The 25600-nt window shown below is 58.7% G+C and carries 17 protein-coding genes; 2 read left to right on the plus strand and 15 right to left on the minus strand.

Features of this window, described 5'->3' with window-relative positions; all coding sequences use genetic code 11:
* Nucleotides 1–15: 15 nt before the first annotated feature.
* Complete coding sequence (locus Mal15_RS12810) at nucleotides 16–1299, plus strand: sulfotransferase family protein (protein WP_147868126.1); 1284 nt, start codon at nucleotides 16–18, stop codon at nucleotides 1297–1299.
* Between the two features lie 32 nt (nucleotides 1300–1331).
* Here Mal15_RS12810 and Mal15_RS12815 read toward each other — a convergent pair whose 3' ends face one another.
* The 9 genes from Mal15_RS12815 to Mal15_RS12855 all read right to left on the minus strand — a co-directional run bounded on the left by Mal15_RS12815 (nucleotide 1332) and on the right by Mal15_RS12855 (nucleotide 14956).
* A complete protein-coding gene (locus Mal15_RS12815; protein WP_147868127.1) occupies nucleotides 1332–2327 on the minus strand; it encodes a glycosyltransferase family protein in 996 nt (331 codons plus the stop codon).
* Nucleotides 2320–2691: a hypothetical protein gene (locus Mal15_RS12820; protein WP_147868128.1), complete on the minus strand. Its 372-nt coding sequence runs from the start codon at nucleotides 2689–2691 to the stop codon at nucleotides 2320–2322. The genes Mal15_RS12815 and Mal15_RS12820 overlap by 8 nt, the downstream gene beginning before the upstream one ends.
* A gap of 114 nt (nucleotides 2692–2805) precedes the next feature.
* Nucleotides 2806–5559, minus strand: a complete 2754-nt coding sequence (locus Mal15_RS12825; protein ID WP_233903426.1) for a serine/threonine-protein kinase — start codon at nucleotides 5557–5559, stop codon at nucleotides 2806–2808.
* Between the two features lie 154 nt (nucleotides 5560–5713).
* On the minus strand, nucleotides 5714–6766 hold the full coding sequence (gene cheB / locus Mal15_RS12830; protein ID WP_147868130.1) for a chemotaxis-specific protein-glutamate methyltransferase CheB: 1053 nt from the start codon (nucleotides 6764–6766) through the stop codon (nucleotides 5714–5716).
* 13 nt (nucleotides 6767–6779) lie between these two features.
* Entirely contained in the window at nucleotides 6780–9782 is a 3003-nt protein-coding gene (locus Mal15_RS12835) for a hybrid sensor histidine kinase/response regulator (RefSeq protein ID WP_147868131.1), read from the minus strand.
* A 21-nt stretch (nucleotides 9783–9803) separates the two neighbouring features.
* Entirely contained in the window at nucleotides 9804–12317 is a 2514-nt protein-coding gene (locus Mal15_RS12840) for a methyl-accepting chemotaxis protein (RefSeq protein WP_167546769.1), read from the minus strand.
* A gap of 34 nt (nucleotides 12318–12351) precedes the next feature.
* A complete protein-coding gene (locus Mal15_RS12845) occupies nucleotides 12352–12972 on the minus strand; it encodes a chemotaxis protein CheW (protein WP_147868133.1) in 621 nt (206 codons plus the stop codon).
* Nucleotides 12969–14492 (minus strand): CheR family methyltransferase, encoded by a 1524-nt coding sequence (locus Mal15_RS12850; protein WP_147868134.1) that lies wholly within the window; start codon nucleotides 14490–14492, stop codon nucleotides 12969–12971. Before Mal15_RS12850 ends, Mal15_RS12845 begins: the two co-directional genes overlap by 4 nt.
* Entirely contained in the window at nucleotides 14492–14956 is a 465-nt protein-coding gene (locus Mal15_RS12855; RefSeq protein WP_167546770.1) for a chemotaxis protein CheW, read from the minus strand. The genes Mal15_RS12850 and Mal15_RS12855 overlap by 1 nt, the downstream gene beginning before the upstream one ends.
* Nucleotides 14957–15451: 495 nt before the next feature.
* On the opposite strand from Mal15_RS12855, the gene Mal15_RS12860 reads away from it, so the two are divergent.
* Complete coding sequence (locus Mal15_RS12860; protein WP_147868136.1) at nucleotides 15452–16477, plus strand: hypothetical protein; 1026 nt, start codon at nucleotides 15452–15454, stop codon at nucleotides 16475–16477.
* Nucleotides 16478–16671: 194 nt separating this feature from the next.
* On the opposite strand, the gene Mal15_RS12865 is transcribed toward Mal15_RS12860, so the two are convergent.
* The 6 genes from Mal15_RS12865 to Mal15_RS12890 all read right to left on the minus strand — a co-directional run bounded on the left by Mal15_RS12865 (nucleotide 16672) and on the right by Mal15_RS12890 (nucleotide 25422).
* On the minus strand, nucleotides 16672–17718 hold the full coding sequence (locus Mal15_RS12865) for a glutathione synthetase (RefSeq protein WP_233903427.1): 1047 nt from the start codon (nucleotides 17716–17718) through the stop codon (nucleotides 16672–16674).
* Nucleotides 17715–19652: a flavohemoglobin expression-modulating QEGLA motif protein gene (locus tag Mal15_RS12870; RefSeq protein ID WP_147868137.1), complete on the minus strand. Its 1938-nt coding sequence runs from the start codon at nucleotides 19650–19652 to the stop codon at nucleotides 17715–17717. Before Mal15_RS12870 ends, Mal15_RS12865 begins: the two co-directional genes overlap by 4 nt.
* Nucleotides 19652–20695: a glutathione synthetase gene (locus Mal15_RS12875; protein WP_147868138.1), complete on the minus strand. Its 1044-nt coding sequence runs from the start codon at nucleotides 20693–20695 to the stop codon at nucleotides 19652–19654. The genes Mal15_RS12870 and Mal15_RS12875 overlap by 1 nt, the downstream gene beginning before the upstream one ends.
* Nucleotides 20696–20850: 155 nt before the next feature.
* The gene (locus Mal15_RS12880) at nucleotides 20851–22821 is read right to left on the minus strand and encodes a flavohemoglobin expression-modulating QEGLA motif protein (protein ID WP_147868139.1); all 1971 of its coding nucleotides are present in this window, start codon (nucleotides 22819–22821) and stop codon (nucleotides 20851–20853) included.
* A 4-nt stretch (nucleotides 22822–22825) separates the two neighbouring features.
* Entirely contained in the window at nucleotides 22826–23617 is a 792-nt protein-coding gene (locus Mal15_RS12885) for an N-formylglutamate amidohydrolase (protein ID WP_147868140.1), read from the minus strand.
* A 413-nt stretch (nucleotides 23618–24030) separates the two neighbouring features.
* Nucleotides 24031–25422: a hemolysin family protein gene (locus tag Mal15_RS12890; protein WP_167546771.1), complete on the minus strand. Its 1392-nt coding sequence runs from the start codon at nucleotides 25420–25422 to the stop codon at nucleotides 24031–24033.
* Nucleotides 25423–25600: the final 178 nt, after the last annotated feature.

Here is a 25600-nt window from a genome sequence, read left to right on the forward strand (position 1 = left end):
GTCGGAGAGACTGCATTGACGATTCAGAACATTGACGTCACTTATCAGCCGAATCTGGATGAAGTTTTGCATGGGTTTGAGATACACGAACCGCGATCAGGGGCGGATTCGGATTCCCACAGCATTCGGCTGGACGGCTGGGCCTTGGCTCGGCGGGGCAAGGTCCGCCGATTGCAATTGATGCATGGCGGCGTGCCCTGGAAATCGATTCCGGTGACGCTACACAGCAGCGTCGCGGCGAACCGGCACGCGGACGTTCGGGGCAGCTCGACGTGTGGGTTTCGCGGCAGTTTCGGCACACTGGGATTGCCGCCACAATTTCGCATCGACGTGTTTGCGGTGATGCAAAACGGCAAACGCCTGCACTGTGCCGTCATCACAGGAACGCGTCACAGCGCGCCGACGGGTTACGCCCCGCGGCTCTCGCCGCTGACGATCACGTCGCTGGCCAGAACGGGGACGACGCGGATGATGCAGACCCTGCATCAACATCCGTCGATCGTGCTGGACAATCAGTATCCGTTCGAAGCCCGCCCGGCCGGGTATTGGTTTCACATGCTGAAGATTCTTGCCGAACCTTCCTCGGGAAAGAACACGTTCGAAGCGGACCTGACGACGTTGCCACCGTGCCCCTTTCACAGCGAAGTCACCGCGAATCGGCCGCCGCTTCGAAACTGGTTCGAAACGACCTATGTCAATCGCACCGCCGAGTTTGCCCAGCGGAATATCGACCAGCTTTACCAGGAGATCGCGGCCACGCAGGGGAAAGCCGACGCTCAGTACTTTGCCGAAAAATCGCTTCCCTGCCATCTGCAATGGATCGCCCGAGAACTGTACGAGGACGCCAAGGAAATCATCTTGGTTCGCGATTTTCGCGACATGGTTTGCTCGATGATTTCATTCAATCGCAAGCGAGGCTTCGCAACGTTCGGCCGCGAAAACGTTGACAGCGACGGGGAATTCATCCGGATGAAGCGGCATGACGTGGGACGGCTGATGGCAGTCGCAAGGGAGCGACAGGCCAAAATCCTACTGGTGCGTTACGAAGATCTGGTGCTGGACACGGAAGCCAGCTTGACGCGAATCTTTCAATATTTACAGATCGACGATACACCGACGTTAGTTGCGGACATCATCGAGCGACACCACCGTGTCTCCGATGACCTGGATTTTCACCGCACGACCGCCGACGAACTTGCGTCGGTGGGCCGATGGAAAACTGATCTTCCGCCGAAACTGCAGGTGCTGTGCAATGATGTGTTTGGCGAACTGCTGACCGAAGCCGGATACGACGTCTGAATCCGATCGCGACGGCTGTGAACGAGCCTGCCTTATTCCGCCAGGTGATCTCGAATCGCGCCGAGTAACTGTGACGCGCGGTGTTGATAAAGGTGCCCCTGGAATACGGTCTGCTGGGCTCGATCGACTTTCTGTTTTCGCTCGGCCGTCGAATCGATCGCTTCTTCAAACCTTTCGCCGAAGCCGTCGATGTCGTCAAACAGATAGATTGAATCGCCAAAGATCTGCTCGAGCTCCTCACGGCGGTTGCTGATCAATGCCGGGCGCCCCAACGCCGCGACTTCGTAGACCCGTGGACTGGCCGATCGAGCCGGTTGGTCACCGCTGTCTCGAAACAGGTTCAGCACCATTTTGCTCTGGCTGTAAAGACTCCACTTCTGTTCGGCCGAAACCGTCCCGGGGATCAATCGTACGAATTCCAAATCCTGCAACCCGTCGCACCTGGACGGAAAATGACCAAAGATGTCGAAACGATACTCGTTGATCTCGCAATACATGGCGATCTGGCGGAGCATCTCCCAGCGGTCTTCGAACACGGTGCCGACGAAGACCAGATCTCGCACCCACGGATCATCGTCCAACGCCGGTGGCAGCATGGTTGCCGTGGGCAGATACTTCGCTCGGCCGTTGACGCAGGACAACTCGTTAGAAAACCGCATGCTGTAGCCATCGTGCATGCCGATCGGCTCGTACGGATCGTCGGTCGCGATCAACACGGTCGGCATCCCGCGATGTGTCAATGATTCGACGACCCAACTGCGTGAGTCGCGAAAATACATCCCGCTGATGAACACGATCGCCTGAACGCCGTTGCGAATGTCCATCGCTTTGCCGATCAGGTCGCTGCCCAACAGATTCGGGCTAAGCAATTCCAGAATCGAGAAGGTGGGATAGGGCAAGACATTTGCACCGATCTCGGTCAATCCTTCCAGATATCCTTCCCACACATCACGCGTCGAAAACGGCGCCGCATCGGCGACCAGCATGATCGTCCCGTCCTGGAAACTGATCTCATCGCCGTCACTCATTGCCACCAAAGTATCCTGCGTAAAGTGAAAACTCTTCGTTGGACCGGGCGATCTCCAGGTACGTGAATTCGGCGCCGAGCAAATTCTGCACCTCACGCTGCCTGGCGCGGCGAATCCGACCGATCCGCCGCCGATTCTCGCGTAAACGGTCGGCCAAGCGATTGATCCGCGCGGTGAACTCGGTCGTGCTGAGCGCCGAACGCTCGCCCGGAATCGTCCGCACGCGTTCGCGTTTGAGCTGCAACTCGGATCGGCGAACGCGGATCCGAGCCGAATGCAGGCGCGTCGTCCCCAATCGATCCGACAATTCCACCAGCGGTTGGATCTCTCGTCGCAGCGCCCGTTGTCGCTTTTTCTTGCTCATGGTGCAAACTCATGGAGGGATGAATCGACCGATGCGGCTATCTTACATCAAAGTCGCTTCGAGGTTGGCATCCAGATCGTCAAAAATCGACAACGGATCGTGTGCTGCCGCCAGCTAGATCTGATCGGCCGCGTGTTTTCGAAGCAGCCGCTCGGCGGACTCGATCGCGCGGAGTCGCGTCTGATCGGGTTGATCGATTTGCTTCATCGATTCGGTCCACTGGACGGCTTGCCGGACCAATTCCGACGCGGCACCTTCATCACCACTTTGGCGGCGCAACTCTGCCAAGTCCAGCGAGATTCGGATGGAAGCCAAGGCCATCGTAGGGTCCTCGGGGACCAGATCGATCAGTTGACTGTAGAACCGTAGTGCAGCCACGAAGTGCAGCATCGCCGCTTCATGGTTCTTAATCTGCTGGGCCAGCGAACCGGCCGTCGCGTGGTGGGACGCAAACACTTTCAGCCGACTTTCGCTGGGCGCATCCGCAGCGGCCTGGGACCAACTTTGCAACCCGATTTCACAGTGGTCAAGCGCCTCCTGCCGTTTTCCCAACCGCATCAGGATTTGCGAGTACCGCGTGTGCAACCCGCCCTTGACGTCTCGATGACTGCGGCGATGGGGGTAGTCTTTGACGACGTCATCAATGAGCTCCACGGCCGCACGAAAATGAACTTCGGCGCCAACATCGTCGTTTTCCGCCTCACAAATCTGTCCCAGCGTTCGGTGGCTCGCCGCCAAGTCACGTCGGATGGAAAACGTTTGTTTGGGCGACGGGTAATGCACCACCGTGGAAGGGTGAAACCGGTAACCGTCGGGATGCACACGTTGCAATTGAAGCCGCTGCTGCAACAATTCCTCATGGATCTGCCTGGATTGATCCAATTTGCCTTGCCGGCAATACATGTCAGCCAGTTGGTGTCGATTCCAAATCAACGACAACGTGTCCACGCCGGGTTCGGAGACGTCGGGCTTCGTGTCCTCCAACAGCTTGATCGTGCGAAAATACTCTTGTTCGGCACGTTCGAAATCGCCGCGGGACACGCACATCCGGGCACAAAGATTGTGTGACTTCACCAGCGAAAAACGGCGATCAGGGGCGACGGGGAGCGCCGCACCGTCGATTTCAATCGCACGCTCGATCGCGGTTTCAAATGCGTCCCAGTCAGCTTGACCCTCGGCCGACATCTCCAGCAGCATCCGTGCCTCACTGCGATAACACTCGGCAAGCTCTTCGCTTGTGGCGGCCTGTTTCGTGCCGGCCAACGCGGTTTCAAACTGGTCGGCAGACGATCGAAACGCATCCAATGCGTCTGCCGGTTGCTCCAGTGCATCATACAGGTATCCCATCCGGGTCTTGATTCGGGCATTTTCGATCAAGCTATCTGCGTCATCGCCGTTGGTATCGACCAGTTGCTCATAAAGATGCAAGGCCTCATTCAGCAAGTCTTGTTGAATGCCGACAAACTCCGGCTCCTCTCGCTCGATCACACGACTGAGCATGACCTCCACCGCCTGGATCGTCTTTTCAAAGTTTGCGGTGCGGCGTTCCAGGTGTCGGAGCGCCGCCTTTTCATTTCGATCGGCTCGAATCCACAAGCTGGTGATCGTGATCAAACTGACCGAAACCAATAAAACGATCGCCAACGCCATCGATGATACGAGCGGATAGCGGGCGCACAGACGCATGCCCCGTTCCAACCGCGTGACCGGACGGGCGTGGATCGGTTTCTTGTGCAGCCAAAGCTCCAGGTCGGTCGCCAACTCTTTGGCGGTCTGGTAACGCCGCGAAGGAGACTTTTGAAGACACTTCAGACAGATCGTTTCCAGGTCACGCGGAATGTCCGGCTTCAACGATCGGGGACTCGGTGGGTCGACATAAATGACCTTTTGAATCACCGCCTGGCGGTCGCCGCGAAACGGCAACTCCGACGTCAACATTTGAAACAGGATCACGCCGAGCGAATAGATGTCGCTGCGAGAGTCGGCGGTGTGCGAGTCCCCGCGGGCCTGCTCGGGCGGCATGTACGTGGGGGTGCCCAGGACATTTCCCTGGGCCGAAAGTGTCGTGTGTGCCAGTTCCCGCTTGGCCAGCCCAAAGTCGGTTACATGGGGTTCACCCGAATGGTCGACCAAAATGTTGGACGGTTTCAAGTCACGATGAATCACGCCGCGGCAATGTGCGTAGTGGATCGCGTCTGCCAACTTGGCACAGATTTCCGCCGTTTCCTTGATCGCAAGCGACGACGCGGCGATCGACTTGGAAAGCGTTACCCCTTCGATCAACTCGCTCGCAATCAGCGCGCGGTCACCATAAAAAATGACCTCGTGAATGGTGACGATGTTCGGATGCTGAAACTGGGCCGCCGCACGCGCTTCCCGCTCGACCATCTTGCGATTGAACCGATAGCTGACGTCGTCGCGAGGGATTTTTAGCGCGACGAAGCGATCCAAAACGGTGTCATAGGCCTTCCAGACCTGTCCATAACCGCCGACACCGAGCAATTGCAGCAGGCGGAATTTTCCGATCGAACTGGGCCGTCCGGCAGACTCGATCGAATCGGTCGTCCCGGCCGAAGGGGTCTCGAGATTGTCGGTGATGGTGACGCCGGCCGGGTATTGCTCTGAGACCGAAAACTCGCCCGTTTCGGATCCGACCGCATCGACGCTAACCATTCCTTTGGTCTGGTCCGGATCCCTCTGCTGCTCCGATTTCATCTCTCGCTCGGCTTCCAACAACGCCTCGATCTCGCGGCGGATGTCGTCGGGAAGATTGGAAGATTCCAGCAACTCCATCTGGCCTTGGCGGTCCAACCGAATCGCTTCGGAGAACAGTTCGTCAATCGTCTCGTTGCGATGCTCTGGCGTCATCGATTTCCATCCAAGGTCGACGTTGCAAATCAGCAGGTGGCATTCGCCGTAACGCATGCGTTCGTTAAAAGTCCTCTTTCTGTCATTGTATCCGTTTTGATGACGCGCGGAGTCATCGCAGTTGACAATCCGAAGGGACTCGCCGTCTCGTCGACTATGTTCGATTCGCGACCAATTGGTCCAGTCGTGGGCCGATCGCATCGAGCGGCAACACGGTGTCGACGGCACCGGCCTCGACCGCAGCACGCGGCATCCCGAACACGACACAGGATGCTTCATCCTGGGCGATGGTCACACCGCCGGCCTCGTGCACCTTGATCAGTCCCCGAACACCGTCATCGCCCATCCCGGTCAGAATCACACCGGCGGCGTCGCAGCCGAACGCATCGGCAACCGACTCGAAAAGATGGGTCCCCGCGGGGCGAAATCCCGCGATCGGCGGCGCATCGGAAAGACGGATGCGAGTCCGCGTGACTCCCAGGTGAAGGTCTTGGGGGGCAAAATAGACCGTCGCCGCTCGCAACGTCTCCTTGTCGGTTGCAATTTTGACCTTCAACGCGATCACTTCATCCAGCCAGCTTGCGAACCCGTTCATGAATCCGGCGGCAATATGTTGGACGACCAGGATCGGGACGGCGATGTCGGTCGGCAGGGCGCCCAGAACCTTAACCAGGGCGGGCGGTCCACCGGTCGACGCGGCGATCGCGATCACGCGGATCCGGTGTGGTTGACTCAGGCATTCCGGGGGTGAAACCGCATTGACCTGGTCGGGCTGATGCGACATCAGATGCCGACGGCGACGGATGACAAAGACGCCGGCCATCGCCTTGACCGCTCGGACGACCTCTTTGGCGCGGGCCTCGTATTCCGGTGACGAAGGCCCGACCGGCTTGAGCAACAGGTTCACCGCCCCCAGCCGCAACGTTTCCATCGCCGTTTCCACTTCACCGGCGCGACTGGCCGCGGAAACAATCACGATCGGGGTGGGATGCTCGATCATGATTTCCCGGGTCGCGGCGAACCCGTCCATCACCGGCATGTCCAAATCCATGGTGACGACATCGGGTTTCAGTTTCTTGACCTGTGCGACTGCTTCGAGTCCGTTGCGGGCAAAGCCGACGACCTCCAGGTCCGGGTCGGATCCCAGAATGTTCGCCAGAACATCGCGCGCCGTCGGCGAGTCGTCGACGATTAAGACCCTCGGCATGTTCTGCGGTTTCCTAAATGAGTTGGGCGACGGTTTCCAGCAGATTTCGCTGCTCGAAATTTCCTTTTTCGATATACGCGTTGGCACCCACTTGGACGCCCCGCTGTTTGTCGGCATCGGAACCTCGCGCGGTGACCAGCACGACGGGCAAATCTGCCGATGCCTCGCGACTACGCAGTGCGGCGGTCAAGTCGAAGCCGTTCATGCGGGGCATGTCAATGTCGGTGACAAGAATGTCGAACGACCGCTCCTGGATCAGCTCCCAGGCCTGTTGGCCATCGGCGGCCGTCGTGACTTCATAACCGGCCGACTCCAGGATATTGCGTAACAGGACACGCGTGGTCACCGAGTCTTCGGCCAGCAACAGCATCCGCCCGGCCGTATCCGGCCCGGCCGCGGCACGGCCGGTCGACTTGGGGGCCGATCGTGTCGCAGGCTCGTTGTCGACCTTCAACCCCAATGCCGTTCGAACCACGCCTGCCGCATTGATCACCAACGCGATCTTGCCTGTCGGAAGTAGCGTACAGCCGGAAAAATGCCGCAGACGTCGCACCCGTGAACCAAGGTTTTTGACCAACACTTCCTGCTCGGCCAGCACTTCGTCCACGACGACAGCCACCGATTGGTCCCCCACGTTCAACACGATCGCCATCCCCTTGGCCGATTTGCCCGACAACAGCCCCTTGGATGGCAATCGCAACGTCTGGGCCAACGAAGCGACCACCATCGGCGCCTCGCCCAGCAGCAACGAATCCCGTCCCGCGGAAGATTTCAGGTCGTCGCGGCCGAATCGAACTAAACGCTGAATCGCGGAGGTGGGAATGGCATATGTCTGGTCGGCGACCACAACCATCATCGATCGGATCGTCGTCAGGGTCAGCGGCACGTTTAGCGTGAATCGGGTTCCCCGTCCCGGCGTGAACGTCACGTCGACCGAACCGTGCAGCGATTCCACCTGACTTTGGACCACGTCCAAACCGACACCACGGCCGGAGATGTCGGTGATCAGTTTCGCTGTCGAAAAACCGGGCGCAAAAATCAACCGCGCTTGTTCGCGGGGGTCGTCTGGGATCTCAATGTCTCGCTTTCGCGCGATGTCGCAGATTCGCTGCAAATCCAGCCCGCCGCCATCGTCCTCCACTCGCACTTGGACCAGCCCGCCGCGCAACTCGGCTGAAACGGTAATCGTCGCCCGCTCCGGTTTCCCCAGCTCCTTGCGGCGGCTGGGGACCTCGACGCCGTGGTCGGCCGAGTTACGCACCAGATGCAGCAACGGGTCCTTCAAACCCTCCAATACCGATCGGTCGACTTCAACCTCCGCGCCGACGATTTTCAGTTCGATCTTTTTGTTTCCACCGGTCGCGATATCACGCACGGCCCGTTGCAATCCGCCACAGGCATCCGAGAACGGCAACATCCGCACGTTGTACACTTCATCATCGAGCAACCCACAGGTTTGTTGGAGCATCCGGTTGTCGGACTCCATCGCGCTTGCCAACGCATCGAGCCGTGACGTCAGGGCGGTCAAGCGGCTGGCGGTTTGCTCGATTACCGCCGCGATCCGACGCGGGTTGGCGACGTCGCGCTCGTCCGAGACACGCTGCCCCAAATCACGCATCGCCTGTTCGTTCTCGCGCCAGGTTCCTCGCAGTTCGGACGCCAGATCTCGAACCGCCGCGGCGTCCTTGGCGCGAAACGCTAACCGGCCGCGGGCGACCAGCAACTCGCCGCTGTGCGAAAGCAATGCGTCGAGTTTCTGAGCCGGAACGCGGATCGAAGCCCCCGGATCGGAGTTCACTCGGTTAGCGACCGGAGTTTCCCGTCCGCCTTTCGGTTGCGGTTTGCGCCCTCCGGCATGCTCCGCCGCGGACGGGGCGGACTCACGTGTCGAAACGGGATCGCTTTTGGTCTTAACCTCCGGTGGCGGAGCGTCCTTTGGCGGATCGCCCGGTGGCTTTGCAGATGGCCGCATCTGCGCGGAATCCGCGGCGGAACTCCCGGACGACGCGTCCGAGGACGAGGCCCCGGAAAGCAGCGCGTCGATCTTGGAGGTCCTGGATTCCATCTCCTCCAAGTCCAACGGAACGCCGTCGCGCAGCTGATTCCCCGTGTCACGAATCACGTCAACGGCTTCAAGCATGGCGGTGGCCGTCTGCGTCGTGAACGGGCACGTTCCGCCGCGGATCGATTCCAGTTCGTCTTCCAGCCGATGACAAAGGGCCTGGATCGGACCGAGTTTGACGACCCCCGCGGCACCCTTCAGACTGTGTGCGGAACGAAACAGGTTCGCAAGCAAGGTCTCGCGCTGTTGGTCATCGGTGACGTTTTCTATCGCAATCGTATCTCGCGTCAGACTGGCACAGCGGTCCTCCAACTCTTCCAAGAAGACCGGAAGCAGCGCCTGGTTGATCGGCGGCATCTTGGGCTTGGAGTCAGGGGGCGGCTGCGTCATCGCGGCGTCAGCGACGGCGGGACTTTCGTCAAAATCAAAGTCGTCTTCGTCTAGATCCTCATCTTCACTGCGGCTCGTTTCGGGACGACTCGTTTCGGCACCGGCTTCCTGGGCGTCACCGGGTTGGTCGGCTGCAACGCTCGGCGTGTCTCCGGCGGCAACCTGTTCGGCCAGACGGTCCAATTGCGGTAACATCGCGATCAACGGTGCATCGTCGAGTTCCTGTTCGGCGCGAATCCGCATGCCGATTTCTTCGATCGCATCGACGGCCTTCAACAAGATCGATGTCATTTCGGGGGACAGCGTCTGGTCGGAATTGCGATAGTGCTCGAAGATGTCTTCCAGGCGGTGGCAGGCGGTGTTGATCGGATCGATGTGGACCACGGCCGAGGCGCCCTTGAGACTGTGGGCGGCGCGAAAGATTGAGGTCCATGCTTCCGCCCGTTCGTCTTCGGAGAGATTGTTTTCCAGCGCCAACAGGTCGCGGCCGAGCGTGTTGACGTGCACATGCAGTTCGTCCAAAAAGGTCGCCATCAGTTGCTGAACGAGTTGGTCACGATTCATCGCACCAGATTCACATGGGGGTTAGCGGTCGGTTAACGATGCCAGCTCGTTGCTCAACCCGGCCAGGTTTTGAGCGGCGTTTTCGATGTGACGGATCGCTTCGACACTTTGTTTGGTGACGGTATCGATGTTGCGAATGCCGTGGTTTAATTGCGTGACGGCGGCGGCTTGTTGGTTGGCGGTCGCGGAGATCTGTGATGCCGTTTGCGCGGACTCGGCCAATGTCGTCGCCAGAGAGTTGATGGTTCCGCCCGCCTGGGCGATGATCTCGTTCGCCTCGTGAACGGTCCTGGTCCCCTGTTCGGTGGACATGACCGCGGCATTGGTCGCTTGTTGGATTTCGCTCAGGATGACACGCACCTGGGCGGTCGCGCGTTTGGATTCCTGGGCCAACGATTTGACCTCGGCGGCGACGACGGCGAATCCCTTGCCATGTTCGCCGGCGCGCGACGCTTCGACCGAAGCGTTCAGGGCCAGCACGTTGGTTTGTTCGGCGATTTCACTGACCGTCGCCGTGATTTCGCCGATCGCATTGGCGCGTTCGGCCAACGACAACATGCTGTCGGCGATCGATTCGACCTGATGCTGTACCTTGTCCATCGCCTGGACGGAATCCTCGATCGCGCGGAGCCCGACGTTTCCGATTTCGTCGGTGTGGCGTGCCGATTTAGCGACCTCATCGGCCCGCAATGCCGCCTGGGCCGCAGACTGTGCGATCTGATCGGCTGTCGCGACCACTTCGGCCACCGTTGCCGCCTGTTCCTGGGTGCCGGTGGATTGCTGGCTGGTCGTGGCAAGGATTTGCTGGGTCGCCACGGCCAGGCGATGCACCGCGTCTTGAATGGCTTGGAACAACTGCATCCGCTCGACTTCGGCACGTTTCCGAGCGGTGATGTCCTGGACCAGACCGATAAAAACGATCTCACCGTTGCGTTTTAGCTCGGAAACGCGGAGTGAAATGGAAAACGTCGATCCGTCTTTGCGAACCGCCTCGAGTTCGCGATCGTGACCGATGATGCGAGCTTCACCGGTCTCCAGATAGCGACGCAGGTAGCCGTCGTGCTGCTCACGGTGGGGCGAGGGGGTCAGCATCGAGACGTTATTTCCGATCACTTCGTCGGCGCGATACCCGAACAAGGTTTCCGCGGCCAAGTTGAACGAGGTGACGACGCCTGCGGAATTGATCGTCACCAAACCATCGGCCGCCGCGTTGAAGAGTGCTTTGGTTCGTGCCTGCTGATCGGACGCTTCACGGATCATCGTGTTCAGTTTTTCGGTCATCGAGCGAAACGATGCTTCCAACTTGCCCGCTTCTCCGATCCCGTGCGACATCGGAATCTCCGTGTCCAGGTTCCCTTCGGCGATTTTGTCCGCGGAATCCAAAAGGGTTGAAAGAGACGCGGTCAGTTTCCAGGCGACAAAGAAAACCACCAGCAAGGCGATGACAGAAACGACCGTTCCGATCAACAAGTAGGTCGTCGCCAAATCGTTGACGCGAGCCAGCGAGGTATCGCTGTACTCGCTGAGCGCGACAAACCAAAACCGGTTTGTGTCTTCCGGGGCGCTGTAAAACATCCGTCGATGCGTGGCAACCATCCCGCGGTTGTCCGGTCGATCGGCCGCGTCGACGGATTCGGCGTAGGTGTCAAGCTGACGATCATAGCGTCCCGCGGCGTCGCGGCGCAGGAGAAGCTCGGCACGTACAGGTCGCAGGTCGGCGAAAACATTCGGGCTGAACAACGGCAATTCGTCGATGTCGCTCCGATACAGAAACTGCATCGATTGATCGGAAACCTCCACCTGCAGGTCGTCGTTCTGGCGATCCAAGTGGCTGATCGACGGGTTGAACGCGACGGCACGCTGGAGCAATTCGCGGCCATCGACCGTAATGACAAACACGCCCTTGAGTGTCTGGGAATCGCGTCCGGTGCCGCTGCCGAAAAACGGGGTGCAGAAATAGACCGCGACGTTGCCCATTCGATCCTGCATCATGGGTGAAATGTGAACCTGTCCCTCGGTCAATTCGGCCGCCGATAGAAAGTGTGGCTCGGTACCGATCGACCCGAGGTCTTCGGTTCGCAGCACCGTAGATGCCCCCTGTTCCTCGACGACCATGACGCCTTCGCCCTCGGCATCGTACACCGCACAGCGAATCCGTTCGGGATAAAACGGCATTTGCGCCGACACGATCTGGCCCAGACGGGCGATCCAAAGCTCCGTCGTCGATCCTTGCTGAACGGGGTCCTGACCGGGATTGAGCGTGTTGTCCCAACAACGCACGATTCCAGGGATCGGTGGAAACGTAGGAATCGTCAGCGTGTCGGCCCGGGTTTGGGCCACCACGCTCATGATCTGATTGGCGATCGCATCGGTTTCCGCCTGCATCTTGTCCAGCGTCATGTCGGTCACCACGTCTCGGCTGCGATCAAACGCGATGCGTCCCATCGCGGCCATCGAGATGACGATCGCGACGGCCGTTAACGCAGTGAACTGCCACCTTAATGAAATCGATTGGATTCGCTCGGACAGGTTCATGCGGTGGCCTTCAGGTCGAAGCTGGATGTTGCATCTATGGTTGGTCGTTCTGGTCGATATAAATCCGGTCGCAGCGCAGCAACGCATCGCCATCGAAGATCATGATCGCGTCGGCGGTGCACCCGACCAGCAGGTCCACGACGCTGCCCAATCCGCCACTGGGTTGGCGGATATCCTGCTTTCGGATCGTGGTCACGTGCTCCAATTCGTCGACCAAAATCGCACACTCGGGTTTTGCGGTTCCCAGAACCAACACCTGTGCGTCGCGCCGGGTTTCTCCCGACAAACCCAGGAAAGAACCGAGATCGATGATGGCAGTGATCTCGCCACGCAGATTGGTCAGCCCCAAGAAAAAATCGTCGGTATCGGGAATCGGCGTGATCGACTGCGGTTGCATCAGCGCCAACACGAACCGCGTTTCGATCGCCGCTTCTTCGCTACCGAGCCGAAACCGAACGACCTCGATCAACTCGCTCGTGTCGATCGCTCGATCGGGAATCCGCGCCAGCTGTCGTGACCGCTCGGCCATCAGCGCCTTAATCTGCGCTTCGTTCAAACTTTCGGCACTGCGGAGCGACTCCTGGGCGCGGGACAGACGCGCCTTGATCCCGGCCCAGTCGAATGGTTCCTTGCGCGATCCGTCATTCATCATCATGAATCTCGCCTCAACTCGATGCGGGAGAGTTGTGACTGGGCGGCCACGGCGATCTCGGAGACGGTTTCACCATTGGACAGGGGCAAAACGTCATCGGCATCGCCCAGGGCGCACAATTCACAGACCCGACGGAAGTGTTTGCGTGCTGAATCATATTGTCCTCGCCGCAGCTGGATCGACGCAAACAGAAAATGACTCATCACCGAAGATCGATTCAGAAAAATCGCCTTTCGAATCGATTCCAGGGCCATCAGCGGCTGGTCCGCATCGGAAAGCAAGACGCCGTACAAGTAGTGCAGTTCCTCGACCAACGGATGACGCACGGTCGCCATTCGGCAAATCTCCGTGGCGCGACGCGGGTCGATCGCGGCGACCGCCTTGATCCTCACCAGGCAGGCTTCGGAATGATCGACCAGATCCTCCGTCAGCCTATCGGCCCGCGCAAAGTCACCGGCGTCCAAGGCCGCCACCGCCGCGGCGATCTTCCCGGCCGGCGTTGTCGGAGTGACCTCGCCGGGCGCGCGTTTTGCAAACACTCCCCTGGAACGCGACGGTGTCGATGTGACTGCCAACGCTTTTTGCTGCGACGCAGTTTCGGGACGGTTGCTCGTGACATTCGACTCGCCGGTCGTTGCGTCACCCGGCCGTTGAACGCGGAATGTGTCTCCGGCGGGCTGACTCGACTGGCGTGGCACCTCCAAGCGACGACGATAGAAGACGCCCAGATCGCTGGACACCACTTCAAATTCGGCGTGCCCGGCAAGCTGTGGATCGCCCGAAGCCGTGATCAGCCATCCGCCCGGCGCCAAGCACTGATACAACCGCCGACTGATCTCGCCGACGGTCTCAGACCCGAAATAAATCAACACATTGCGACAGAGGATCAGATCCATGTCGCAGGTTCCGCTGGCAGGCGACGGATATGTGTTGACAGCCAGATTCAAACGATGAAACCGAACACGTCGTTTGATGCGTTCGTTCAACGTGTAGCGATCTCCCGAGACGCTTGCGAATGATCGAACCACATCGGATGCTTCGCCGCGAAACGACCAGGGGCGGAACTCGGCCCGGCGAGCCTTCTCCAGCGCCGTGTTGGATAGATCGGTGGCCAAGATGGTCGAGGCCGATGAAACATGTTCCTGCGTGAACACGATCGCCAACGAATACGCCTCCTCACCCGACGCACATCCGGCCGACCACGCCCGAATCGGTTCGAGCGGACCACGACGCAATCGCAACTCGGGAAGCACCGTGTGGCGGATGAACTCGAAATGCTGTGGCTCGCGAAAGAAATAGGTTTCCCCGACCGTCAGTTGATCGATACAGTCGGACAGCAAGGGTGGACGTTTGGCCAAGGTCAATCGAAACTCCGCGTACCGGCCCACCCCGGCACGCTTCATCAGCTGCTGCAAGGTGGCCATCGTGTAACGGAGTTGATCCTCGCGGAATTTGATCCCGGTGTGCTTCGTCAACCATTTCAACAGGTTTCGAAACTCGGGATCATTTTCCGCCGCGTCCATCAGCCCTGCTTCTCACTTGTCGGCGACGACGACACGATGGATGCCAACGCGCTGCGGTCTTCGGCATCCAACAGGTCTGACGGAGTGAGCAGTTGGACAAAGCCCAGCGTGGTCTTGACGAGCTGTCCGGTCGGTGTGGCGGACTCGTCCCCGTCATCGGATGCCTCGGACTGCAGCGTCGCCAGATCGACCGCGCGATCGGCGTGCAACGCGTAGCGCAACCCGTCGTCGCGGATGATCACCAAATGATCCGTGTGGCGGACCGGCATCGCGGGGAGCCGCAGACACTTTCGCGTATCCAGAACCGGAACAACCTCGCCGCGCAGATTGATGATCCCCATCACGGTTTCTGGCACTCGGGGCAAGGAAAGTGGCGTCACCGCACGGACGACTTCGACCACCAAATCGGCGGAAACCCCCAGCGGACGCTCGTCGATTTCGAATACAAGAATGTTCTTTGCCACGATGACCTCGCCTCGGGCACATCGGTCCCAGAACCGAAGGAGCGGAAGGATGTGATTTCCATTCTAGCGAGAATCGCAGCGGATTGCCCGCAGCGGGGGAGCGAGCAGTTGGTTGATCGCAGTGACCGGCCATGGGACAATCCATCACGTCGTCCCTTGCAAGAAGATCGCCACCGCCGAATCACCCACGAATGGCTAGCTGGACATCGCCGCTTTGACGTTGCTACGCTCGCCAGAGCGTGGAAATCTCCGGTGCCCCACCTTCTGGCGAAGGTAGCTACGTTTGACCGGCGATTTACGATGTTTCTTGTGCAAAGTGGCGCTGTCCAGCTAGGCAATCCGAATGATTGTACGATCTGCACCTGCCCCCCGACGAAACAAAAACACGCGACCGATTCGAACGCCTGCTTGCACTGGCGAGGTGACAATCAGTGGCGTTGAGACCAATCGCGTAGAGTGCAGTCACCGTGAGCAGAATCAAAAATGAGGACTCCCATGTCTCTCCGTTCAAGCACGCTGTGCTTCATCTACTTTCTTGTCTCTACACCAAGCCTCGCCGACGACCGCAAAGCGCCCAGCACTGCGAAGGAAATCGCATTACAGGGACTCGCTGATCTTGCCCTGTTACGCGACAGCACGCTGAAAAGGTACTCCTTGATGATCCAAGGAGAAAGCCAAATCGTCTACGATGCGTCTGTCGCAAGGCCGCCTCTACAGATCAACAGAATCTACAAGTTCCTTGCCGCCGACAGCAATCGAGGGCTCGAGTATCTTTCCCATTGCAAGGTGATGGGGCCAGAATCCACCAGCCGAGCGTATGAACATCAGTACTGGGTGGAGTTCTACAAATGCAAGGATGAAGCGATGGGACGTTATGGCTCGGCTTCGCGACGACCATACAAGGTGCGTGAGGCAAACCAGTCCATCAATGATTTCATGGAGAAACAGCGTCTCACCGGCGTCCGGATTTCCATTTTCGACACGCTGATCATTCACCCGATGTTTGTCGGGAACGGGGATGACCAATACGGCTGGATCGAAAGGACTTACCTGCAAAAATCAGAACTGCTCGAAGCAGCGAAGGTGACCCAGGGAGATGTGAGAAGCAAATGGCGGTGGAAATCCGGAGTTCACGATTTTGAAATTGAGTTAGTCCAGGGCAAAGCATACGACTACCTCCCTGTAAAAGTCACGTTCAAAAGTAAAGACACGAGCAGGCCTCACCATTTCGGCGAAACCGAGATCAAGTGGAAAAAGCATCCGTCAAGCGGCTTTCTTCCCTCCGTCTTGAAGATGGCCTCGGGAAGCCCATTCGGTCAGAAGCAAGAACACCACCACTGGGTCCTTGACTGGCGTATTGGCGATGAGCTGCCCATTGACTTCTTCCAGTGTGGCCTTTCGGACTTCCGTACTCAGTTTACGCCGGTCTACGATTTCGAGGTTGACATCTACGCGCGTCCGGGCGGACTCATCCTCGGGACTCCATGGAAGACTCCCGAGGCGCTGATCGAGGAAGATTAGCGGGGCGGTTAAATCTCACGCGGCGCCTCACAAACAGAAAAGGTTCCCTTTGGCCGCCGAAGTAACGCTGCTGTTCGTCCCATTTGGTCTGCTTTGGTTCAGCGTATCACGAACCACTTTGCCTAAAGAACTTCTCCCAAAGGGAAAGTGCTAAAGCCGGTTGCCAAATGCCGTGTTCATAGAATCAACTTCTTCTACAGCGTGCACATCTCGACGTTGTCGAAGTTTCTGCCGTAGTACTGCATGTATTGCACTTTGCGCTCGATCGCCTCAATCACATGCGCCGAAAAGTTGACCTTTTCGAATTGCTGGGCGCTGCCCAGCCCGCCGGGGCTGAACACGTTGATTTCCATCAGTTTGTCACCGACGATGTCCAACCCGACCAGGAACATGCCGTCCTGGACCAACTTGGGGCGCACGATCTCGGCAATCCGGAGTGCGGTTTGATCGATTTCCGCGGCCGCTTTGGTCCCACCGGCGTGGATGTTGCTGCGCATGTCGCCGCCGCTGCGGACACGCCGAAACGCCGCATACTTGCGTTTCACACTCAGCGGGCGGCCGTTCATCACAAACAACCGCATGTCACCCTGTTCGGCGGCGGGCAAGAATTCCTGGGCGATGACGAACCCGTCTCGGCTGACCGCGTCGATCATTTGATTCAGGTTGGGGATGTCTTCCGGACGCACCAAAAAGACGCTCGCCCCGCCGGACCCTTGCAACGGTTTGATGACGATCTTGCCCTGTTCGTGGGCAAAATGTTTGATGTCGTCGCGGTCGCGGGTGATCAGCGTTTTCGGACGAACCTCTTCGGGAAACAACTGAAAGTACATCTTGCTGGATGCTTGGGATAAACCGGTCGGATCGCTGAGCACGATCACCCCGTGCCGCATCGCCGTTCTTGCAAACTCACTGGCCGTGGTCGCGGCCCAAGGCCGAGACAAATAGTCATCGGAGGGAACGTTCCTGAGCATCAACACGTCCAACTCATCGACCGTGATTCGACTGCGGATGGCCTTCTTGCCCTGCAAAACGGTGGTGTAGCTATCGGAAGTGCCGTACTTGGCCTTGGGAACCGATCGGGCGCGGGCACGGATCATCCCGTCCGGGTCATAGGCTAAATCCCCCACTCCCATGACCCAGACTTCGTGTCCGCAATTGACCGCCGTATGTCCTAGACGGCTGGTCGTGAACTTCCCCTCTTCGGTCGCGACGTCGTTGACCAGAAAGCCGATGCGCATCATGTTCCCCTTTCTTTATTGATGAGATCAAGAATCGTTGTGCGAGGAGTGATCTGCTTTAATCGAAGCTGTGCCTCGGCGCGGTCGAGGTACCGCGGCCGAAGTGACGGCTCGCGTAAGATGCCTCGAAACAACAACTCACGAACGATCGGGACGTGTTCGACGGCGATCTTGCCGATCAACAATGGCTCGACCTCGCCACCGCTGCCCAAGTAATCCAGGATATCGACCAGTCCTTGCAGATACAGCGCATCCTTCGTTAATCCGCCGCCCCGGAACACACGCATCGTGATCGTGTACGCGGTCCGTGGCTCAAATCCGAACCCGTCGACCAGTTGTTCAAACACGCTCACAAAGCTCTCTCCGCCGATCAACTGGTCGACCGCAATCACCCGCGCCGCCAATGTTCGCATTCGTGCTTCCCCCAAGCCGCCGACCAGGTATTCCGCCAGCACGGCCAGCCCCTCTTGCAACGCGTCGTAGCCGGACAATCCGATCTGCAGCAACCGCAGCGGTTGGCTTGCGGCGTTGAAATAGGTGACCAAATGCGTGCCGACTTCGTGTTGCAACAACGCATCGGCACGACGCTCGGCGATACGAGTTTCTCGGCCGATCAGCAACTCAGACCCTGACACCATCAATCCCGAAAACAGGTCGTCACGCAGACTGACTTTCGCCTGGAACGCGGGCGAGAGAGCCCGATATGATTCGATTTCCGCTTTCGCCCGTTCGGCGAAGGCGGGGGCGTCCAGCATCGACGGAGCTTGCGATGCTCCGTTGCGATCGGGTAGGGCTTGCAGGACTGCGAACGCCAATTCGCGAAGCTTGGGCTTCACTCCCTGGAACACTTGCAAACTGCCCGGCAAGAAACGACGCGTTCCGATGTCTGCCAACATCGAAATCTGCCGATCCAGTTCGTATTGCGTCTGCCGGAGCACATAGGCCATCGTCGGATCGGGCACGCGTTCGGTCGCGATCTTCATCAACCGTCGTTTCAATAGCAACGGATCGACGTCCAGCGGCCGGTACTGAAACACGGGCGTCTTGCGAAACCCGGATTCAGAATATTTTTCCCAAGCCCGCTCCGCGTTGATCGGTGTGACCAGCAACAGAAACTTGAATTGCCCGCTCAAATCGGACAACTGGCGATCGATCACCAAGACCTGCTTGGACAGACGACTGTCACCGAGCGAGAAGTAGTGCTGCGGTCGCACCTCGGTTCGATTGAGCGCGAACGCAAAGAACCCTTTTTTCAGTGAATGGGAAACATCGCGAATAAACGACCTTGCAACGCGATCGTAAACGTCGCCCGATTCCGGATCGCGATAGACCGGCCGGACCTCCATCCCCAAGATGTGACATCCGATTTTGGTTTCCACTTCCTCGGACATCAACGACGACATTCCGGGCGGGTGGTTTTCCGCGTGCATGTTGACTTCCACGGCCGCCTTTTTCCGGTGCAGACTGATCTGCTGCAACGAAAACTGCAACGTCGCCACCGTGCCTTCGGGGCGATGTGGCCGCCGTGTCAACAATCGAAACGCCGGTCGCGGCAATTCGACCTCGCCGGTCGACGCGTCGTACTCCGCGTGATCTTCACCGGACCAGATTTCCAGGATCAGAAACGCGCCCAGACGCTCGATCGCTGTTTCAGCCACTCGACGGACGAGCCGTTTTAATCCTTTGCGCTCCGTCGCGGTCCCCGGGGCACACAAGAATGACGCCTCGGACATCACCAGCCGCGCGGTTCCTTCATCGCGCCGCCGAGGGTTACGGCGATAGACGCACAGAAACGGCAACAGGCGATCCATCTGCAGCATGCCACCGCCGGGCAACGGCTGCCGTACGCGTTTGTCTTCGGCCAAACGTTGACAAACACGTTCGATGACCGAATCGCTAATCACTTCCTCACGTTCGGGAGCTTCAGATCGCAACATCACAGCGTACACAGATCAACGTTGTCGAAGTTCCGCCCGTAATATTGCATGTAGTTCGCTTTGCGTTCGAGCGCGGCGATCACGTAGCGGTTGAAGTTGATCTTGGTAAACTTCTGGGCACTCCCCAGACCACCGGGGCTGAACACATTGATCTCCATCAGCTTGTCGCCGACGATATCCAAACCGACCAGAAACATGCCGTCCTGGACCAGTTTCGGACGCACGATCTCCGCAATTTTCAGTTCCACCTCCCCGATTTCCGCGGCCGCTAGTTTTCCGCCTGCGTGGATGTTGCTGCGCATGTCGCCGCCGCTTCGGACGCGGCGGAACGCGGCGTATTTGCCCTTCACCTGCAACGGTCGCCCGTTCATGATGAACAGCCGCGTGTCGCCGTCGGCCGCGGCAGGCAAATACTCTTGGGCGATCACAAAGCCGTCGCGGCTGACCGCGTCGATCATCTGATTCAGGTTCGGAATGTCGCTTTCGGTGACCAGGAACACGCTGGCCCCGCCGGAACCCTGCAGCGGTTTGAGCACGCAGCGGCCCTCTGCTTTGGCAAAGTCTTTGATCTCGTCGCGGTCTCGCGTGATCAGCGTTCGTGGCCTCACCTCCTCGGGGAACAACTGAAAATACATCTTGGTCGATGCCTTGGCCAAACCGTTGGGGTCGTTCACCACGATCACGCCGTGACGCATCGCGACGCGTCCGAATTCGGCGGCCGACGAGGATGCCCAGGGCCGTTTCAAGTAATCATCCGACGGCACGTTACGGAGCATCAGCACGTCCAGATCGTCGACCGTGATCCTTGACTTGACCGACTTTTGACCCTGCAGGTCCTTCAGGTACGCTTCGTGGTTCCCGTACTTTTTCTGCGGCACGCTGCGGGCCCGAGCGCGGATCGATTCGTCCGGATCGTAGGCGAAATCGCCGACCCCGATGACATAGACTTCGTGCCCCTGATTGACCGCTTCACAGCCCAGACGCGTCGTCGAATAACCCGCCTCCTCGGTCAAAACGTCGTTGACAACAAATCCAATCTTCATCGATCCGCCTTTGGGTCTGGAGAATAGGAAACAGCATTAATGTGTGGCCAGTTCCACGTTGCTAAAGTTGCGCCGGTAGAAACGCATGTAGTCAACTTTTCCTCCCAGCGACTCGAGCACCGCGTGGGTGAAATTGACGACGATTCCCATTCGCATCACGCACCGCCGTTCGTCTTGTGTTCGTTCGTCTGGAGTTGCTTGACCAGATCGACGACCGAGCAAGTGCTGCCCCGCAATCCGGCCAAACGGGCGACGGCCACCGGATCCTCCATGTAACGCGGCGTGATCGGCGCCTTGCTGAGTACACCGCGGTATTGCAGTTCTTTGATAATCGGAATGTGCTTGACCGCCATTTTGCCGACCAAGAGTGGATCCAAGTCGCCTCCTTTCTGCACGTATTTTAAGATCGCAACCAATCCGCGCAGATAAACGCAATCCTTCGTCAAACCGCCACCACGGTAGACCCGCATCACGACGTTGTACGCCGCCCGTTTGCTCAAGCCGAATTCACCGTGAATCGAACGATAGTTCTCGACAAACGATGCGCCTTCGGCCATCTGACGCACCGCGACCACGCGGGCCCCCAACTGCCGCATCCGCGAAACGGTCAGTCCACCGACCAGATACTCCGACAACACCGCCAGCCCCTCTTGCAATTCTTCATAGCCGGCCAAACCCGAATAGAGTTGTTGAAACGGCTGCAATCGGCCGTTGTAATAGGTCACCAGGTGCGTCCCGACTTCATGGGCCAACAATGCCGCCACACGATCTTCGGCGAGCGATAGATCGGTATTCACCATCAGTTTGCCGCGAGAAACGATCAACCCGCTCGCTTCGTCGGAGATGACGACCCTTGCCTTGAACTCCGGACAACTGCCGCGGTAATGGTCGATCTCTCGCTGGACACATTGGGCGAATCGTTTGGCGGAAAACATCTGCGGCTTTCCCGCCGGATTCTTCGACGGCAACGTCGTCAACAATTCCTTCGCGACGCCCAGCACGCTGTCGCTGACGCCGCCGAACAACGCCACACTCAGATGTTTGAATCGTGGCGTGTCACGGTCCCGGAGCATCGTCAGCTTCAGTTCCAGCTCCTCCTGTTTTTCCTCGAACAGACGCTGCAACGTGGGGTCTTCGACGCGTTCGATCGGAATCTTGTACAACTGGCGTTTCAGCAACGCCGGATCGACCGGCAGTGGACGATAATGGAATTCGGGAGGATGCTCGCAGTGTCCGGCTTCAAACTCCTTCCAGGCGCTGGTCGGATTGACCGGTGTCAGTTGGACCAGGTAGTCGAACTGGTTGCTGACCTCGGCCAGTTGACGGTCGATGTCCCAGACCGCTTTGACAACCGCTTTTCGCCCTAGTGTGTGAAAGTGGGGCGGGCTGTGTGTCGTACGGTCACAAGCGAACTGATAATAAGCGTGCCGAAGCGAGACGCTCAGACTCCGGCGCAATTGCCCCATCAGCAAGGGGAACTTGATCGCGGAGCCGGCTTTTCGAAACACCGGTGGAACCACCAATCCGATCTGCCAACAATTCGCCGCCCGAGCGCGTGCGGCATCGATCAGAGGTTTCATGTCCGGCGGATAGCCGTTGACGCCTCGCTGGACGTGAACTTCGACACCCTGTTTGAGCACCTTGGTTTTCTGCAAACGCTTTCGAAACGCTTCGACCGTGTTGTCCAATTTGGCCGTGCCGGGGGCGCGGATCGTGAAGCTGGGCAACACCGTAGGAACTGCAGGATCGTTGGCTTTGCCGCCATCGGGCGCCGACCAGAGCTCGACAATCAGGAACGCACCAAATTCTGCCGACAACGTTTCGACGACCGTCCCGACCAGTTCGGTAAGACCGCCATGGAATTCCGCTCCACCCGAACCGATCAGATACGACGCTTCACCACGCACCAATTGCTCGGTTCCGGGGTCCTCGTCCTCGGGCGGTTGGCGGTACACACACAAGAACGGGACTTGCCGATCGATGTGCACGCGGCCCTTGTGCGGTAGCGTCCGGCGGACACGCACGTTTCGCGACAATCGATCTCGGACGGCCTGGATCAAGGAGCGGGGCAAATCGCTCGCGCCGGCTTCGTCCATCTTTCTCATTCCGGGGGTGGTCGTGGACATCGTTTTAAATCAGCTGAGGACGGTTTAAGGCGTCCATGACAAACGGCACCGAGAATTGAAGGGCACGCGAAATGGCATCGACGGCGGATGGGTCCGGCTGACCGGTCCACTCGTCCATGAAGAACTTTTTGAACTCGATGGCGATCGCGACGCCGGTCGTCGGAAACGTCTCATGAATCCATCGCGGCCAGTTCCCGCCACGAAACTTGACGTTCTCCCGGACGTCCAGCCGTCCGCCGGGAAAGTCAAATTCTCGCAGTGCACCGATCAGCGCATCCACCACATGGCCCCATCGATGTCGGTCCATCGTTCCGGTGCCGATGTTGACCTGGGGATTGGCTTCGGGGTCGGCAACCTCGCCGTCCGGCCCGGCACGTCGATGGTTGTAGGTGTGTAAGTCGTACAGCACGAAGTGGCCCTGTTCGATCACGATCCGGGTCAACAGTTCGTGCATCGCATGGTAGAACGCGTCGTACTCGCTCAGCGATTTGGCGAACATCTCGTCGGCCGGATTGTCTTTCCAAACCGTCAGTCCCCAGGCGTCCTCGGGGGTTCGGTAAACCGCTTTCTCACGAGGACGATTCAAGTCGACTTCGAACCGTGACCGCAAACCGATCACACGCGTGGGAACACAGTTCGTCCAAACACCGGTGAACGGGTCTTCTTCTCGTAGCCGGCCGAGATCGTCCAGCTTGATGTGTGACATCACATCGTCACGCAACGCGTGCCCGTCGTGGACGGCCGTTGCCACCAACGGACCATCGCCACGCTCCGATGTCCAAATCTGATCGACCATTCCGCTTTTCCCCCGAGACGTGATCATGCCAGGCGCGAAACGTGAGCCAGGGGGCTTGGTGTCCCTGACTTGCGCGTGCGGGCTAAATCAACCGACCGATGTGCGGTTTCGTCACCGCCGACAGGTCCGACCGTTGTGCACGCATACGCCATGCCAGAATGCCGACCCGCGTGAGGATCGCTCGACTCTGCGAACGCTTGGGTAAGCATCCGTCAACGGATGACCGGCGGCGACGCTGGGGGCCGGCCCGAGAAATCTCAGCGTGATCCCATCGTGGTGCACGCCACTGGAAAATATTTTTCTACCGGCGGTCATCCGATTGCCACCGTCCGCTACCGGGTTCGATCGCAGCTTCGGATGCGTTCTTCGGCAGGGCCGGTTCGGTCGGCGTGACGATTGGCAGTTCACCCCTGCTACTGCGGCGGATTCAGTCGAAACCGAACTTTCGTGGCGCTATCGTTCTTCATCTCCAGAACCTCCGCGACAGCCCCTTCCAACTCGATACGGTCACCCTGAGTGAGAATCTTTTGGTGATAGTCCATCAACATGCCGCTGATCGTGTCGGCCTCGTCGGACTCGTTCAGCGGGATTGCCAGCCGACGTCGCACCTCATCGATTGACGTCGTGCCGTTGACGAGGAACTGGTCCCTTCCCTCGGGTACGATGTTTGGATCGGCGTTGTCGAATTCGTCGTCCACTTCACCGACGATCCGCTCCAACACGTTTTCCAGGGTGACGATTCCCGTGATCGTGCCATATTCGTCGATCACAAACGCCAGCAATTGATGCGTGGCTTGGAAGTGCCGCAGCACCTTGCTGATCGGCATCGTCTCATGGACCTTCTTGGGAGGGCGAATGATGCTTCTGACATCGAACTGGGCGTCTGTTTCGGGGACGGTCAACAGGTCCTTGATGTGCACCACCCCCAACACCTTGTCCAGCGACCGATCACACACCGGGTAGCGTGTGTGCATCGTGGTCCGCACCAGTTCACGGAGCTTGGAAATCGGTTCGTTGACGTCGAAAAAGACAACGTCCCCGCGAGGCAACATCACCCGCCGGACGATCAAATCGTCGAACTCAAACACGTTGTTAATCAGCCGGTGTTCACTGCGGGTCAGGTTGCCGTGAACATGCGCTTCGGTCAGCAGCGCGCGGATCTCCTCCTCCGTGCTGACCGATTCGTGATCCGACGCTCCCCGAATGCCCACCAACGTCAAGAGAAACGTGGTGACGACATTCAGAATCGTCAAAAACGGATATAGCACCGCGTAGAAGAATTTCAGCGGGATCGCGCACCACAACAGAACCTGTTCGGGACGGCGGATCGCAAAGATCTTGGGGAATTGTTCGCCGGCAACCAGGTGCAACCCGGTGATCACCGAAAACGCGATCGCGAATCCGATCACCTTGATCACCGCTTCATCGGTCACCCCCACCCATCCCAGCATCGGTTCGACCAGCTTCGAAAACGCCGGTTCGCCGACCCAGCCGAGTGCCAGCGAGGCCATCGTGATGCCCAGTTGGCAGGCCGACAGCGATTCGTCCAACCGCTCGGCCAGCCAGCGCGCCGTCCCGGCAAACAGCTTTCCCTCACGAGCGAGCTGGTCGATCCGCGACACACGCACTTTGACAAGCGCGAATTCGGCGGCCACGAAAAAGCCGTTCAACACGATCAGAAAGACCGCGATCGCAAGAAACAGCAACGTCCGGCCGCTGCCACCCGATTCGGCGCCCGTCACGTGGGAACCGACCTCGCCATACAACGCCGATCCAATGAAAAAGAAACCGAGTGATCCGATCATGCGTTTTGACGAGTGGAAAGGGAGGGGGGGAGATAAGAAGAAGCTGCGGGTTCCAAGCCGCGGCATTATACGCTTCGCCTGAGATGCGCGAAATCGCCGGGCCTGCATCAACCAATCTCGACCAATCCGATTCCGCGATCGACCACGGACGAACATGTGACGGTCGGGCATGGAGGCA

This window comes from Stieleria maiorica, from assembly GCF_008035925.1.
Classification (GTDB): domain Bacteria; phylum Planctomycetota; class Planctomycetia; order Pirellulales; family Pirellulaceae; genus Stieleria; species Stieleria maiorica.

Coding starts and splice junctions, on each gene's coding strand:
- Mal15_RS12815 (WP_147868127.1), bottom strand. CDS start 2,327: ATGAGTGACGGCGATGAGATCAGTTTCCAGGACGGGACGATCATGCTG.
- Mal15_RS12820 (WP_147868128.1), bottom strand. CDS start 2,691: ATGAGCAAGAAAAAGCGACAACGGGCGCTGCGACGAGAGATCCAACCG.
- Mal15_RS12825 (WP_233903426.1), bottom strand. CDS start 5,559: ATGACGCCAGAGCATCGCAACGAGACGATTGACGAACTGTTCTCCGAA.
- cheB (WP_147868130.1), bottom strand. CDS start 6,766: ATGCCGAGGGTCTTAATCGTCGACGACTCGCCGACGGCGCGCGATGTT.
- Mal15_RS12835 (WP_147868131.1), bottom strand. CDS start 9,782: ATGAATCGTGACCAACTCGTTCAGCAACTGATGGCGACCTTTTTGGAC.
- Mal15_RS12840 (WP_167546769.1), bottom strand. CDS start 12,317: ATGAACCTGTCCGAGCGAATCCAATCGATTTCATTAAGGTGGCAGTTC.
- Mal15_RS12845 (WP_147868133.1), bottom strand. CDS start 12,972: ATGATGATGAATGACGGATCGCGCAAGGAACCATTCGACTGGGCCGGG.
- Mal15_RS12850 (WP_147868134.1), bottom strand. CDS start 14,492: ATGGACGCGGCGGAAAATGATCCCGAGTTTCGAAACCTGTTGAAATGG.
- Mal15_RS12860 (WP_147868136.1), top strand. CDS start 15,452: ATGTCTCTCCGTTCAAGCACGCTGTGCTTCATCTACTTTCTTGTCTCT.
- Mal15_RS12865 (WP_233903427.1), bottom strand. CDS start 17,718: ATGATGCGCATCGGCTTTCTGGTCAACGACGTCGCGACCGAAGAGGGG.
- Mal15_RS12870 (WP_147868137.1), bottom strand. CDS start 19,652: ATGTTGCGATCTGAAGCTCCCGAACGTGAGGAAGTGATTAGCGATTCG.
- Mal15_RS12875 (WP_147868138.1), bottom strand. CDS start 20,695: ATGAAGATTGGATTTGTTGTCAACGACGTTTTGACCGAGGAGGCGGGT.
- Mal15_RS12880 (WP_147868139.1), bottom strand. CDS start 22,821: ATGTCCACGACCACCCCCGGAATGAGAAAGATGGACGAAGCCGGCGCG.
- Mal15_RS12885 (WP_147868140.1), bottom strand. CDS start 23,617: ATGGTCGATCAGATTTGGACATCGGAGCGTGGCGATGGTCCGTTGGTG.
- Mal15_RS12890 (WP_167546771.1), bottom strand. CDS start 25,422: ATGATCGGATCACTCGGTTTCTTTTTCATTGGATCGGCGTTGTATGGC.